Here is a 13,657-nt window from a genome sequence, read left to right as displayed (position 1 = left end):
TTTATAAATAACTCATCTATCTGTTTTATAAAATATTACACATTATTTTTATGTTGATTAGTCGGTTTTTCTTTGTTGTCTTTATGATTATCAACCAAATAAGCATAAAGATGCAAAATAACATTTACCCAACTAACCTAACCGAAAAACAATGACAAGTTATAGAAAAAATGATTGATAGCAAAGCAAGAAAACGGAAACGTTCTCTCAAAGAGATAATAGATGCTATATTTTATCTCTTGAAGACGAGTTGTATATGCAGCTAATGAACACGATAGTAATGCAGCCATGAAAGTAATCCAAACTTTGAAGGGCACATTACTAAGGCTGGTTAAGATTATGGCAGATGGAGGTTACTGTGAATTGTCTCTTGGTTTGAATGATGCAGAAGATGTGAGTAAGGACTCTGAGTATAATATAGATACAAACCAAATAATGGGGCAACTTGATATGATAAAATTAATGCTTAACAGAATAAAATAAAAAATTCCAAACAGTTTCTAAATATAACTCCATAACCATCTTTTTATTCCAAATATTTGTTAATATAAAAAATTGCAGTACATTTGTGGCTGAAATACGAGTACTAACCCTTAAAAAATTACGAAAGGGTATAATTATGTTGGTCAAGAAATAAAACACAGCAAACAGGAACTAAGCTGGCTCATCGGAATGAAGAGCTTTTACAACTCATTTATATAATTAGAAAACCAAAAATCTACGGCTGCAAATTGGTTATCGTTGGTTAGTTCCACAATCACAATTTATATTTTATATCATTGCTGATATTATCGGCTTTAGGGCATCTATTGTGTCTTTAGTCGGATTATATCGCATAAAAATAATGTCATGGGCAATTTTGCTGATGAGCATACTCTCATTATACAAAATAATCTGCCGTCGCGACGTTGGAAAATAAGACGTATTCGTACAGCGTATGATAAAAAATTACGCTGCATAGATAAAGAACATACCTATATCTATAACCAGATAAGGAATTTAGGGTATGAAGAATTAGTCCCACCCATCCAACGAGGTTACAAACGGTTATTTGTATTGACAGAGGAAGCTAAATATAGTAACCATGCTGAATTTTATCAAAACATTTTAGATAAAATAAATGTGGTATGGTATAGTCCACACAAAATATTTAAAGAGAAAAAAAGAAAAATATCAAAGTGGAAATACAGAAAAAATAAGGAACAAAAACTTCAAGAACCCGATGGCTGGACTTTTCAGAACATGAAGTTTACAGATGAAGAGGCGAAATATTTTTATAAAGTAGAATATTACGACTATCAACTTAAACAACAAAGAGAAAAGTATGTATTTGCAGAACAATGGCGTTTTATACTTCGGATAGTACCGAATATAATAACTAAAGTTCAGATAAAAGATTTGGAACTTGAACAATATCGAGACGAATTGAGGGATTTCTTAGATAGAGATAGAAATCGCAAAAGATTGGTGAGAATGGCAGGTGGAAATACTTATTCATGGAAGAAAATTATCAATGAAAAAGAAAACCGCAAAAAGTATATGTACAACTCATTGATTAATATCCCGATTCAACAAATAATATAAGAATATAACAAAGAAAAAGAAAATGGGCATACAACCTAAAGAATTAAGTAAACTGGGATATACCAACAATGTAGCACGTAGTTTAGCGATCAACATAGTAAACAAATATTGCAAACACGACAGCAAAGAACAAATTATAAAAATGCTTAGAGATCTGCTGGCATATCCCGATAAATATAAAGGCAATGAAGTATGGGGAAAACTGGCGGAACATTTTTCACCGACACCGGTAGACAAATCGTTCACCGTTTACAACCTGCTCGATGAACCTTTAGCATTCAAAACATACGGAAATAAATTTATCGATACACTGGCCAAACAGCAAATGAATCTGGCTATGCGATTACCGATAACACTTGCCGGAGCTATGATGCCCGATGCACATGCCGGATACGGTTTGCCTATCGGTGGTGTATTGGCAGTAGAAAATGCTGTAATACCTTATGCTGTAGGTGTAGATATCGGTTGCCGGATGAGCCTGACCGTATTCGATACCAATGTGGATTTTCTGAAACGCTATTCACATCAGATCAAAGAAGCGTTAAAAGAATATACACATTTCGGAATGGATGGCTGTCTCGGTTTTCCTCAGGAGCATGACATATTGGACAGAAGCGAATTTCAGCTTACTCCATTACTCAATCTCTTACACGGAAAAGTAGTAAGACAACTGGGTTCATCAGGAGGTGGTAATCACTTTGTAGAGTTTGGTGAGATAGAGTTGATTGAAAATAATGTATTGAATCTTCCTGCGGGAAATTATACAGCATTGCTTTCACACTCAGGTTCCCGTGGAATGGGTGCAGCTATTGCCAGACATTACAGTGATGTGGCTCGTGAAGTATGTAAATTACCACGTGAAGCACAGCATTTTGCATGGCTGGGCTTGGATACCGAGGCCGGACAGGAATACTGGATGAGTATGAATCTGGCGGGAGACTTTGCACAGGCATGCCACGAACGCATTCATATCAATCTGAGCAAAGCATTAGGATTAAAAGCATTAGCGAATGTAAATAATCATCACAACTTTGCTTGGCGAGAAGAGATTGCACCGAACAAATATGCAATAATACACCGTAAAGGAGCTACTCCTGCGGGAAAAGGTGTTGCAGGGTTTATTCCAGGAAGTATGGCAACACCGGGTTATCTGGTAAGTGGTAAAGGAATCGCAGATTCATTAAATTCAGCTTCACACGGAGCAGGGCGGGCTATGTCGAGACAAAAGGCAAAGGAGCAATTTACACAATCGGCTTTAAAGAAATTACTTACTCAAAACGGGGTAACTCTTATTGGAGGTAGTGTGGAAGAAATGCCTCTGGCTTATAAAGATATTGACAAAGTAATGCCTGCTCAGGAGTCGTTGGTTGATATTCATGGCAGGTTTATGCCACGGATAGTTAGAATGAATAAAGAGTAATTGGTTAATGTGCCAATATGAAAATTAGCCAATTAAGCAAGAATAAAACATGAGTAGTAAAATATACTTACAGATAACCTCCGGACGAGGTCCTGCCGAATGTTGCCGTGTGGTCGCTCTTGTTTTGGAGCGAATTATGGAACAGGTTAAAAAGAAGGGGCTTAATACCGAAGTGTTGGAAAGAGAACAGGGTGTGATTAATCGCACCTTGTTTTCGGCAACACTCTCGATAGAAGGTAAAGAATGCGAAGATATAGTAAAGGAATGGGAAGGTACAATTCAATGGATTGCTCAAAGTCCCTATCGAATTTATCATAAACGCAAGAATTGGTTTATTGGGGTAAATTCCTTTATTGTACCTGATATAAAAGATACCAACGAAAAGGAAATTGAATATCAGACTCTTCGTGCATCTGGTCCCGGTGGACAGCATGTCAATAAGACCGAATCGGCGGTGAGAGCAACTCATACTCCTTCGGGATTGAGTGTTATAGCTTCCGATCAGCGTTCGCAATTGCAGAATAAAAAACTGGCAACGGAACGGTTGCTAATTAAATTGGCTGCTTGGAATATAGAACAGAGTATGCAGGCAGTTCAAAAGAATTGGAATAATCATAATAACTTGCAACGGGGTAATCCGGTGAAAGTAATACAGGAATCGTTGAAGTGAAATTTAAGAAACAAAAAATGACAGAAGAACATAAAAAACGGATCGGTAAATTCTTAAGCCTTGTACTCAGGCACGATCCTCAAAAGATAGGCTTAGAGCTAGACGAACAAGGCTGGGCGAATGTGCAGGAACTTATAGAAAAGTGTAAAAAGAATCGTTATCATTTCTCTATGGAAGAATTGGAGGAGATTGTCGAAACAAATAATAAGCAACGCTATTCTTTCAACGAAAAGAAGAATAAGATAAGAGCGAATCAGGGACACTCGATAGATATAGATTTGGCTTTATCTCCGGTCACACCTCCCGAATTTTTGTATCACGGAACAGCTACGCGATTTCTTTCCTCTATTATGAACGAAGGAATCATAAAAGGTAGTCGTCAGCATGTTCATTTAAGCAGTGATAAGGAAACAGCAGAAAAAGTGGGTTCTAGGCATGGCAAAGTTTGCATCTTAACTATTATGACAGGAAAGATGCACGAAGATGGCATCTTGTTTTACTGCTCTGATAATGGCGTATGGCTCACTGAGTTTGTGGATGTAAAATATATATCGAAATAGTAAGGAATAACATATTAATAAAATAGAAATCATGTAATTGTCAGTGTATATATGAGATTTGAATCTCGACTTCAGCCTGTAAATATAAATTTACAAGGCTTATAATTCATATTTTTATAAACGAAACAATTACAATTATGTTATCACAAAAATATGGTCGTACATATCATTACCCCTTTTCGCCGGGAACAACAAGCGACGACCGCATCAACCATACATACTGGGAAGATTTCCGGAAAATAGAAACCCTTGTACATACAGAAAAGCTGGATGGCGAAAATAACTGCCTCAATCAGTTCGGTGTATTTGCCCGATCACATGCATCACCTACGACCTCGCCGTGGACGAATCAAATTCGTGAACGCTGGGAGTTGATAAAGCACGATTTGGGCGATATAGAATTATTCGGAGAAAACTTATATGCTATCCACTCCATTGAATATAAACATATAGAAGATTATTACTTTATCTTCGCTGTGCGATGTGTAGACAAGTGGCTCTCGTGGGAAGAGGTAAAATTCTATGCTGCAATGTTTGATTTTCCGACAGTCCCCGAATTAAAAATAGAGCCTGTTAAAGATTTGTCTGAAAATATGCTTAAACAACAAATATTGAATTGGGCAGAGGAGCCAAGTGTTTTCGGTTCGATTGATCCGTCTACACATGAAGTATGTACACGAGAAGGAGTCGTTAGTCGTAACATTGGAGAATATCCCGTGAACGATTTTGCTCATAATGTCTTCAAATATGTACGTAAAGGTCATGTAAAAACAGACGAACACTGGACAAGAAACTGGAAACGGGCAAAACTGGTTTGGGAAACAAGCAATAAAAAGGAGGAAGAGAAATGATTTGGCAACTAACACAAAATAAAGAATGGAATGCTCTCGAAAAACAATTTTCGTGGGTAACTGATATGAAATACGTAGAACAGCATCGTATACATCATGTGGAAGGAAATGTAGCTATACATACGCAGATGGTTATAGAGCAACTATTAAAATCGGATGAATATCAGAAACTGGACAAACAGTCTCAGGAAATACTCTGGGCTAGTGCTTTATTCCATGATGTCGAAAAACGGTCTACTTCCATAGATGAAGGCAATGGTATTATCTCTGCAAACGGGCATGCCCGTCGAGGGGAATATACAGCACGTAGCGTATTGTTTAGAGAAATACCGACACCGTTTTATATCCGAGAGCAGATAGGCTCTTTAGTCCGCTTTCATGGTTTGCCTCTTTGGCTGATGGAAAAACCTGATCCGCTAAAAAAAATAGTTGAAGTAGCATGCCGATTAAATACCAAACACTTGAAACTATTGGCAGAAGCAGATGCTCGAGGACGGATTTGCGATGATCCGGGTGCTCTTCTGTATTCATTGGATATGTTTGAGTTGTTCTGTAAAGAACAAGATTGTTGGGGAGTATCAAAAGAGTTTGCAAGTCCTAGTGCTCGTTTTCACTATTTCAATACGGACGACAGCTATATTGATTATGTTCCGTTTGATAATTTCAAATGTGAGGTTACCATGCTGTCCGGATTGCCGGGTATGGGTAAAGATCATTATATACAAACTTTAGGTAAAGAGACTCCTGTTGTTAGTCTGGATGCTATTCGTCGTAAGCATAAGATAAGTCCGACTGATAAATCGGGAAACGGATGGGTGGTGCAAACAGCAAAAGAAGAAGCCCGTACTTATTTAAGAAAAGGGCAGAACTTTGTTTGGAATGCAACCAATATTACTCAGCAGATGCGTTCGCAGTTGATTGATTTGTTTGTTTCTTATGGTGCTAAAGTGAAAATTGTTTATGTAGAAAAACCGTATAGTGTATGGTTGAATCAGAATAAAAACAGAGATTATCCCCTACCAGAAGCGGTTCTCGATAAAATGCTTGCTAAATTGGAGATACCGCAATTGACGGAGGCTCATGAAGTAAAGTATATAGTTGACAAGTAAAAATTAAGCACACTTTTTTTAGCGTGCTTTTTATTTCTCATCTTTTATTGTAAAAAATACGCAAACTGTTTTTTGTTCTGAAAATATTCCCTTTTCTTTGTTTGCGTAAATAATACATAAATATAAAGATGGAACAACAAGGGAAATATGTATATGAATATCCTCGTCCGGCAGTAACGACAGACTGTGTTATATTCGGTTTCGATAAAGGAGAATTAAAAGTATTATTAATTGAGAGAGGTATTGAGCCTTATTTAGGTAAATGGGCTTTACCCGGAGGTTTTATTGATATGGATGAAGATTCTGAAACTTGTGCCAAACGTAAACTTGTACAGGAAACCGGACTTGAAAATATTTATATGGAACAGTTGTATACATTTTCTGCTGTTGAAAGAGATCCTCGTTATAGGGTAATTAGTATAGCTTATTATGCATTGGTCAAATTGTCTGATTATAGTGCACAAGCAGGAACGGATACTACCTGTGTAAAATGGTTTGCGATTTCTGATGTTCCGGAGTTAGCTTTCGATCATGCAAAGATATTAGATATGGCAAAAGAAAGATTAAAAGGAAAGATCAAATATCAGCCTATAGGTTTTGAACTTCTTCCTGAGAAGTTTACCATGCCCGATCTTCATTGTTTATATGAAACAGTATTACAAACAGAACTGGACAACCGCAATTTCCGAAAGAAGATTTTAGGCTATAACTTATTAATTGATCTAAAGGAGCAGCAACGTGGGGCACGGAATAGAGCCCCAAAGCTATATAGTTTTGATAAAGAGAGATACGAAGAACTAACAAAGAATGGATTTTATTTTGAATTATAAGAAGATACAATTATGAAAAATAACACATATAATCTACAGTGGTTATTGAATAAAGTAGAAAAAAAAGAAAGAGTTAAGTACCTTTTCTTTTGGAGACATGCACCTTCAAAGGATGGCTCTGTAACAAAATCGTGCTTCAGCCAGTGGTGGCAAAGCGCATTTGAAGTCGATGGAATAAGGTATGCGACTGCCGAACACTGGATGATGGCTCGAAAAGCCGAATTGTTTGGAGATACAGAAATAGTAGAAAAAATTCTTGCAGCCAAATCTCCGGCTGAAGCTAAAAAGCTAGGTAGAAAAGTCAGAAATTTCAACCCGAAAATCTGGAATGAGAATTGTTTCAATATCGTTTGTGAGGGAAACTATTATAAATTTTCACAACATCCCGATTTAAAAGAATTTCTCCTGAACACAAAAGATCGTGTATTGGTAGAAGCCAGTCCGGTCGATAATATCTGGGGAATTGGATTGGCACAGGATGATGAACATGCAGAAAATCCAAGGTTGTGGAAAGGTGCAAATCTTTTGGGATTTGCTTTAATAGAAGTTAGAGATAGATTACAACAATGAAACAATATGAGATACGAGCCGACTACGATAGAGACACAATCGTGGTGTATCAGGCTTATAACAAACAAATAGCAGAAAAAGCAATCAAGAATAAACGATTTTCCGAGCCTTTCTCTTTCAATCGCATGACATGGATAAAACCTTCATTTCTTTGGATGATGGAACGCTGTGGATATGGGCAAAAGTCGGGACAAGAGTATATACTGGCTATTAGAATTAAGCGAATATCATGGGAGTATGTATTGTCACAAGCTGTATTAACCCATCCACATGAAAATGTTTATAATAGTGGCGATACCTGTAAAGAAATGATTCAAAACGCTACTGTAAATGTTCAATGGGATCCCGAACGAAATTTGAGAGGAAACAAACTAGATTGTCGTTCAATACAGGTCGGCATAAGCCGTCATCTGATCGAAGCATATAATAATGAATGGATTGTTGACATACAAGATTATACTCCGCTTGTTCGTAAAATATATAATCTACGAAAAGAAGGGGAATATGAAAAAGCAAAAAAGCATCTTCCCATAGAAAAAATATACCCTGTTTCGGAAAATATAATGAAACGCTTAGGAGTTGATTGATATGAATAGAAAAAGATGAAAACAACATTATACAGGCCAATAGGTCTGAAAGAATTACAACTGATTATCGACTCAAATTTCAAAAGCTTTCCACCACGTTTGGGATGGCAGCCAATATTTTATCCCGTACTTAATCAGGAGTATGCGGAACAGATAGCACAAAAGTGGAATACAGGAGATGAATTTTCTAGTTATTGTGGCATTGTCACAAAGTTTGAATTGGTAACCGATTATCTACAAAAATACGAGGTGCATAATGTCGGAGGCTTTATTCATAACGAACTTTGGGTTCTGGCCGAAAATTTAGCGGAGTTTAATTCGCAGATCATAAATTCTATTGAAGTTATTACAGTATTTACCGGCGAAAAGTTCAATATAGATAATAACGATCAAGCAAGTCTTTGTGTATTAAAATATTTGAAGAAATGAAAACAATAACATTAGTCAAAGGAGATATAACAGCAATAACAGCTGATGCCATTGTAAATGCAGCAAACTCGTCATTACTGTTATAGGAAATCGTTAGAGATTGCAGATTCTCTTGGTATCAAATCAATTGCTTTTCCGAATATCAGTACTGGAGTTTATCGTTTCCCGAAATATATGGCTGCACAGATAGCTGTCAATACAGTAAGACAAGTAATAAATAATGAAGATATGAATATAGAGGAGGTTATTTTTGTTTGTTTTGATGATGATAATTACAACCTGTATAATGACATTTTAAATGCATAATAACCATTACTGGTTATACTGCAAAATTATATTTTGCAGTATATATTCACACTAAGAAACAGGAGGATATTACAGCTTTTCAAGAGGACTTTGATTGATTTAATAACTTTTCGGTTACATCATACAATTACCTCACAGTAAGAGGGGTAATTATGTTCTTGCTAGAATCTTAAATTATGATAGGGACTATCCAAAACATTGTGTAAATGAAAAACTACAGGGTTCAGGTTTTATAATTGGGGGGAAATTATGGATAATCAAGGGTAGTGGGTTTACCCGGAAGGTTTATATGGAGTATAATAGGGATATTTCAACTGCTACCGCTAGCAGGGACTTGAGGCTGGCTACTGAGACAGGCATATTGAAAAAGTATGGGGATGGAAGGAAGACGTATTATCTGTTTGATAAGATGGATAGTATAGATTGAGGATCATGTTTAATCTATTCCCAACATTGGTAACAAGGTTGGAGTGGGCAGAAAGTCGTTACTGAATTCAGTCATTATTATACCTTTCTCTCGCCAATCTAAACTTTCGCATCATAAATTCTACCAAAGATTGGGGAGACAGCACTCTGATCGTATCTACAAAACCAAAAAGCTCACGTTGCAGCTCCTGATTGATCACAACTTCTATTTCAAATAACATCGACCCGTCATCTTGTGTCTCTATCAATTGCTGGCTCTTATGAAAAGGCTTTGTAAGCACATAAGGTGCATTCTGCTTATCTACCAGAAAACGAACAATCTCCCCTTTTTGATTTAATGCCTTGGTAACTCCTATTACATCTTCAAAAAACGTTTGAGGATCGAATAACTTATTTTCCCTATAGGGTTCTTTTTCCGCTATCTCAAGACTGTGAATGCGATCCAATGCCAGATTCATTAACATCGGAGTCCCTCGTTTTACTCCGAAAACAAACCATCGGTTACGATATTCTTTGAGCAAATATGGGTAAAATATAAAAGTGGATGCTGAACGAGCCTTGAAGGATCGGTATTTCATTTCCAGTGTCTGTTTATTTACAATAGCATTATAAATGGTATCAAGATAGCTAAGTCCTTTTAAACTCTCATTCTTCTCAAAATCAATTACAGGAATTGTCTTTTGCCTGGCGGAAGTTACATGGTCTTCCAGCCGGCTCACAATATCGCCCATCTCTGAGAAATAAGAAAAGCCTTTGAATTGACGGAGTACTTCAACTGCCTCCGACATTACTTTCAAATCACCTTCACTCAGTGGAGTGGCTGTTATGCTATAATCTTCATCTTCGTACTTATAGTATTTATTGTCATAAACTACAATGGGTGCATTGTAACCTAGTTTTTCACTGCGCATCATTTGGATATCCATCTGTACAGTACGTTTGCTGATACCTTTATCTATACCTTCATATTCATATAAGGCATCAGAACAGGCATCTATCAGATCTTCAAGTGTCCATTGTCTGTACTTATTTCTCAAACATGTATCTATCGTCTTATAGCGGATGAGAGCGTTACGGTTTACCGGCATAGTTTGCTTCGATTGGGATGTTTTAAAATACTGTAAGGTTTAGGTCTTTACGGTCTATATATTTAGGGAATTTAAAAGCCGGCATCGACAAAGCCATTCCTGCATGTATGACACCTTCAATATTTAATAGTTTGGACAATTTCTTTTTCTTATTCAAATCAACAGCAATACATACATATCCCGTATAAAACTGAGATACTCCTAAACTTTCAGCCATAAGAGAAGCATTCTGATATGCGAGATTTGCATCTTGCCTTCCAAAGTTACTGGAGGTTGGTGTATGTATGAATAAAACAGCTTTTGCGTCCCGTAATATAGCATCAGTACCGCTTCTTTGTTTTGCAATAACAGCACTTAATTTCGGGATAGCATCCTTCGCACCAGGTGATATCAGATTCAAAAAAGGCTTTATCAGAGGATTTGATATTTTTTTCACAGTGGTTTCAAATGTCTCTATTGTAATATCTGATATCTGTTTTAGTAAATCGGGGTTTGTAACAAGGGTAAAACTCACCTCCTGTCCATTGCTGGCTGTAGGTGCCAGATGTGCAGCATTTACAATTTGGCGGAGATATTCTTCCGGAACAGCCGATGATAAGAATGCTCTGTTAGATCTTCTGGCTCTACACAACTCCATTACTTGCTCCGGCGTAGGTAGAATATCCCTATTAAGTGTATGTACTTTTTGTTGAGGAAATTCGGAGTGAATAACCGAATCGGTAGGACATACGGCAACACAATGACCACAGGCTATACATGACTGGATATTTCTTAAGCCTATTTCAGCTTTAGGATTTTCTTGTGTCAAAATGTATGCCGGACATAGCCGTGGAGTGTACGGATATTCCCGTTTTTGACCATGCGTTGTTGCGGGTAGATTTTGCAGAAGCACCGAAAATATTAATTTATAAGTAGGGAAGCTCATTTAGAGCCGTACTGCTTCGAAAGGAGAATGTGAGTTCGAATCTCATCAGGGGGTACAAATTAGAAAATATTAATATGCTATTAGATCACAAAAGTTTAAAGGTACAAGAGTCGAATTCAAAATTGAGTTTCACTACAACAGTGGGAGCTAATTGGGAAGTATGGGATAGATATATCTCATATAACAATAAACACTTATTCCATATTGGAAACGTATGTGGTACTTGCCAATTTTTCTTTAGTCAATTAAAAACAGACTTAACAGCGAGTTATACCATTGAAGAAGTTAGAGATTCACTTAATTCCGGACTGAATAAATTGGATGAAAATTTATTACAATATTTAAAAGATATTTTACCTGTAGGAGATTATGAATGCCTTTTACTTAAGATATATCCTCATCAAACATGTTTTAATGGAAAAGGTGATTATTTCGCAGAAGATCAAGCTCTCTTATGGAATTATGGAGAGGAAAAATCAGAACAAATAGGCATGACATATTATCGGGGAATGGATAAGATAATATTAGATAAGGAAAAACTATTTGAATTTTTCATTCCTCTTTATCAACCTCAATCTTTAAACGAAGACCGAGTATTATTTTATCAAAATCAAATCAAAAAAGGAATACAACCTACTGCCATATCATTAAGTGTGGTAGATACTAAAGAATCAATGATCTTTGATGAGGAGTCTGAAGATGGCGTTATATGCCACTGGGGATTCGCTAACTATTTATTGGACGGACATCATAAGATTCAAGCTGCAGCCCGTGAGCAGAAAACAATAACACTGATATCCTTCATTTCGAAAGACGCATCCTTCAAGGTTGTTAATCAATTAGTAGATTTTTACAAACAAAAAAAACTATAATACAAGGTAAAAAGATTTTCTAGTGGAAAAAACGGTAAAATAGACCCCTAAAAAACGGAAGAAAATGACCCCTTCGAAACGGTTCAAAGTGACCACCTGAAAACGGAGGAAAATGCCCTCTAAAAAATAGCATCAAAAGTTTAGATTTAGATTTAGAATTTTAAAAAGGTATTGATTTAGTTCGCTTGAAAAAGCAAAACTAAAATCTTAAAATCTATGCCTAATAATCCTATTTCAATGAATAAACTAAGAACTATTATCCGTTTATATGAAGCCCGTACGGGTCTGAAACCCATTTCAGCGATGGTTCGCATTTCCCGTAATTAGGGGTATGTCCATTGCGACGATTGCCTGACAGGCGTTCATGTTCATCCAAATGAGCATCCATCTCGCCTTCAAGAGCGGCATTCAGGATATTTTCCAATAACGGAGCAAAGGCTCCGTCTTTACCTAATAAAGATTTGCCTGATTTGAGTTGTTCTAAGGCTTTCTTCTTAATGCTTTCAAAATCAAATTCCTTTTCCATAAAAAACTGTGTTAGTAAAAATAATAATTTAGTCCTTACTGATAGAGCTTAGTTTACAGTCTCCGCCAATACAATAGAGTTTATATTTAATAGTTTATTAAAGGGTTCTTTTACATAACTTTGTGATTTTATGACGCGCTCATTGTTCTTTGCTGCTTTCGTTAAGCTATTTTGTGTATTTATCTTATAATCAGTACAATGATATCATACGTGAGGTGTGTAAAATTGACGGAATAAGAAAAGTTAGAGCTGAATAATCTTTATAAATCCAGCCTCGATGTTGTGGTTCCCCACCGATGCCTAAGTCTCTTATTATCTAATGATAAACATTCGATGGACCAGTAGCAAAAATCACACAAGTCAATAGAACCACTCTCTACTATTAGAAGAGGGTCGAAGAGCTAAAATTAAATTAGAACCTGTTCGAGAATTACGACCCGACTTGGTTAGAGAACATTCTCGCAATCTAAATCCTATCTTGGAGGAGCTTGAATCCAAGCATAATATCTTTGTCTGCAAGTTTACTTTACAGAATTTTTTTAAAAACCTTAGACCATAGATGGAAAAGAGCCAGGCAATCGCTTAAACCATTTCGAAACCAACAATGTTTTGATAAAAAAGCTGATGAAATAGAATCACTTACCTGTTTACACAAAGATATTTTCTTAAATCTTGACTTTGCAAAAAACACTAATTATACATTCTATTTTTATTAAACAAAGAAGATAACTGCGCATTTTCGATAATTATCAGAGGGTTATTAGTGTATTATTTTGCAAAATATTTACTGCATTTTTAAATTAATAAAAATAAACAATATTGGTTTTAAGGATATAGTAGTTGTATTTTGTTTGAAAAAAAGTTCCTATTGTGTTAAAAAATCAAGTAGTTATAGTTAATATAA

At 36.2% G+C, this 13,657-nt stretch carries 15 protein-coding genes and 1 pseudogene; 13 read left to right on the top strand and 3 right to left on the bottom strand.

The genetic code is table 11. From position 1 onward, the window contains the following. The first annotated feature begins 288 nt into the window (after positions 1 to 288). The 12 genes from G7Y57_RS11985 (at position 289) to G7Y57_RS11930 (ending at position 8,916) form a co-directional block, all read left to right on the top strand. Entirely contained in the window at positions 289 to 483 is a 195-nt protein-coding gene (locus G7Y57_RS11985; RefSeq protein ID WP_165024332.1) for a hypothetical protein, read from the top strand. Positions 484 to 849: 366 nt separating this feature from the next. Beyond that, the gene (locus G7Y57_RS11980; protein WP_165024331.1) at positions 850 to 1,584 is read left to right on the top strand and encodes a hypothetical protein; all 735 of its coding nucleotides are present in this window, start codon (positions 850 to 852) and stop codon (positions 1,582 to 1,584) included. 22 nt (positions 1,585 to 1,606) lie between these two features. Then, complete coding sequence (locus tag G7Y57_RS11975) at positions 1,607 to 3,004, top strand: RtcB family protein (protein ID WP_165024329.1); 1,398 nt, start codon at positions 1,607 to 1,609, stop codon at positions 3,002 to 3,004. Between the two features lie 49 nt (positions 3,005 to 3,053). Then, on the top strand, positions 3,054 to 3,674 hold the full coding sequence (prfH, locus tag G7Y57_RS11970; RefSeq protein WP_165024327.1) for a peptide chain release factor H: 621 nt from the start codon (positions 3,054 to 3,056) through the stop codon (positions 3,672 to 3,674). A 17-nt stretch (positions 3,675 to 3,691) separates the two neighbouring features. Then, positions 3,692 to 4,234, top strand: coding sequence for an RNA 2'-phosphotransferase (locus tag G7Y57_RS11965; protein WP_165024325.1), 543 nt, complete (start codon positions 3,692 to 3,694; stop codon positions 4,232 to 4,234). Positions 4,235 to 4,371: 137 nt separating this feature from the next. Continuing rightward, on the top strand, positions 4,372 to 5,085 hold the full coding sequence (locus G7Y57_RS11960) for an RNA ligase family protein (RefSeq protein ID WP_165024323.1): 714 nt from the start codon (positions 4,372 to 4,374) through the stop codon (positions 5,083 to 5,085). Continuing rightward, the gene (locus G7Y57_RS11955) at positions 5,082 to 6,194 is read left to right on the top strand and encodes an AAA family ATPase (protein WP_165024321.1); all 1,113 of its coding nucleotides are present in this window, start codon (positions 5,082 to 5,084) and stop codon (positions 6,192 to 6,194) included. Before G7Y57_RS11960 ends, G7Y57_RS11955 begins: the two co-directional genes overlap by 4 nt. A gap of 128 nt (positions 6,195 to 6,322) precedes the next feature. After that, complete coding sequence (locus G7Y57_RS11950) at positions 6,323 to 7,024, top strand: NUDIX hydrolase (protein ID WP_165024318.1); 702 nt, start codon at positions 6,323 to 6,325, stop codon at positions 7,022 to 7,024. A 12-nt stretch (positions 7,025 to 7,036) separates the two neighbouring features. Next, positions 7,037 to 7,594, top strand: a complete 558-nt coding sequence (locus G7Y57_RS11945; RefSeq protein WP_165024316.1) for an NADAR family protein — start codon at positions 7,037 to 7,039, stop codon at positions 7,592 to 7,594. Next, positions 7,591 to 8,181 carry a DUF4291 domain-containing protein gene (locus G7Y57_RS11940; protein WP_165024313.1) on the top strand — a complete coding sequence of 197 codons (591 nt, stop codon included), beginning with the start codon at positions 7,591 to 7,593 and terminating at the stop codon, positions 8,179 to 8,181. Before G7Y57_RS11945 ends, G7Y57_RS11940 begins: the two co-directional genes overlap by 4 nt. A 15-nt stretch (positions 8,182 to 8,196) precedes the next feature. After that, positions 8,197 to 8,610: an ADP-ribosylation/crystallin J1 gene (locus tag G7Y57_RS11935; protein ID WP_165024311.1), complete on the top strand. Its 414-nt coding sequence runs from the start codon at positions 8,197 to 8,199 to the stop codon at positions 8,608 to 8,610. Between the two features lie 57 nt (positions 8,611 to 8,667). Continuing rightward, positions 8,668 to 8,916, top strand: a complete 249-nt coding sequence (locus tag G7Y57_RS11930) for a macro domain-containing protein (protein ID WP_255491428.1) — start codon at positions 8,668 to 8,670, stop codon at positions 8,914 to 8,916. Positions 8,917 to 9,410: 494 nt separating this feature from the next. Here G7Y57_RS11930 and G7Y57_RS11925 read toward each other — a convergent pair whose 3' ends face one another. Together G7Y57_RS11925 and G7Y57_RS11920 are read right to left on the bottom strand one after the other, a co-directional pair. Then, positions 9,411 to 10,430, bottom strand: coding sequence for a helix-turn-helix transcriptional regulator (locus tag G7Y57_RS11925; protein WP_165024308.1), 1,020 nt, complete (start codon positions 10,428 to 10,430; stop codon positions 9,411 to 9,413). 22 nt (positions 10,431 to 10,452) lie between these two features. Continuing rightward, a complete protein-coding gene (locus tag G7Y57_RS11920) occupies positions 10,453 to 11,322 on the bottom strand; it encodes a nitroreductase family protein (RefSeq protein WP_255491427.1) in 870 nt (289 codons plus the stop codon). Between the two features lie 107 nt (positions 11,323 to 11,429). On the opposite strand from G7Y57_RS11920, the gene G7Y57_RS11915 reads away from it, so the two are divergent. Beyond that, a complete protein-coding gene (locus tag G7Y57_RS11915) occupies positions 11,430 to 12,227 on the top strand; it encodes a hypothetical protein (RefSeq protein ID WP_165024303.1) in 798 nt (265 codons plus the stop codon). Between the two features lie 334 nt (positions 12,228 to 12,561). Here G7Y57_RS11915 and G7Y57_RS11910 read toward each other — a convergent pair. Further along, a pseudogene (locus tag G7Y57_RS11910) lies at positions 12,562 to 12,753 on the bottom strand (IS256 family transposase); the annotation flags it as partial. Between the last annotated feature and the right edge of the window lie 904 nt (positions 12,754 to 13,657).

This window comes from Dysgonomonas sp. ZJ279, from assembly GCF_011039205.1.
Taxonomy (GTDB): domain Bacteria; phylum Bacteroidota; class Bacteroidia; order Bacteroidales; family Dysgonomonadaceae; genus Dysgonomonas.
This window is presented reverse-complemented; position numbering and strand designations above follow the sequence as displayed.

Coding starts and splice junctions, on each gene's coding strand:
- G7Y57_RS11985 (WP_165024332.1), top strand. CDS start 289: ATGAAAGTAATCCAAACTTTGAAGGGCACATTACTAAGGCTGGTTAAG.
- G7Y57_RS11980 (WP_165024331.1), top strand. CDS start 850: ATGGGCAATTTTGCTGATGAGCATACTCTCATTATACAAAATAATCTG.
- G7Y57_RS11975 (WP_165024329.1), top strand. CDS start 1,607: ATGGGCATACAACCTAAAGAATTAAGTAAACTGGGATATACCAACAAT.
- prfH (WP_165024327.1), top strand. CDS start 3,054: ATGAGTAGTAAAATATACTTACAGATAACCTCCGGACGAGGTCCTGCC.
- G7Y57_RS11965 (WP_165024325.1), top strand. CDS start 3,692: ATGACAGAAGAACATAAAAAACGGATCGGTAAATTCTTAAGCCTTGTA.
- G7Y57_RS11960 (WP_165024323.1), top strand. CDS start 4,372: ATGTTATCACAAAAATATGGTCGTACATATCATTACCCCTTTTCGCCG.
- G7Y57_RS11955 (WP_165024321.1), top strand. CDS start 5,082: ATGATTTGGCAACTAACACAAAATAAAGAATGGAATGCTCTCGAAAAA.
- G7Y57_RS11950 (WP_165024318.1), top strand. CDS start 6,323: ATGGAACAACAAGGGAAATATGTATATGAATATCCTCGTCCGGCAGTA.
- G7Y57_RS11945 (WP_165024316.1), top strand. CDS start 7,037: ATGAAAAATAACACATATAATCTACAGTGGTTATTGAATAAAGTAGAA.
- G7Y57_RS11940 (WP_165024313.1), top strand. CDS start 7,591: ATGAAACAATATGAGATACGAGCCGACTACGATAGAGACACAATCGTG.
- G7Y57_RS11935 (WP_165024311.1), top strand. CDS start 8,197: ATGAAAACAACATTATACAGGCCAATAGGTCTGAAAGAATTACAACTG.
- G7Y57_RS11930 (WP_255491428.1), top strand. CDS start 8,668: ATGCAGCAAACTCGTCATTACTGTTATAGGAAATCGTTAGAGATTGCA.
- G7Y57_RS11925 (WP_165024308.1), bottom strand. CDS start 10,430: ATGCCGGTAAACCGTAACGCTCTCATCCGCTATAAGACGATAGATACA.
- G7Y57_RS11915 (WP_165024303.1), top strand. CDS start 11,430: ATGCTATTAGATCACAAAAGTTTAAAGGTACAAGAGTCGAATTCAAAA.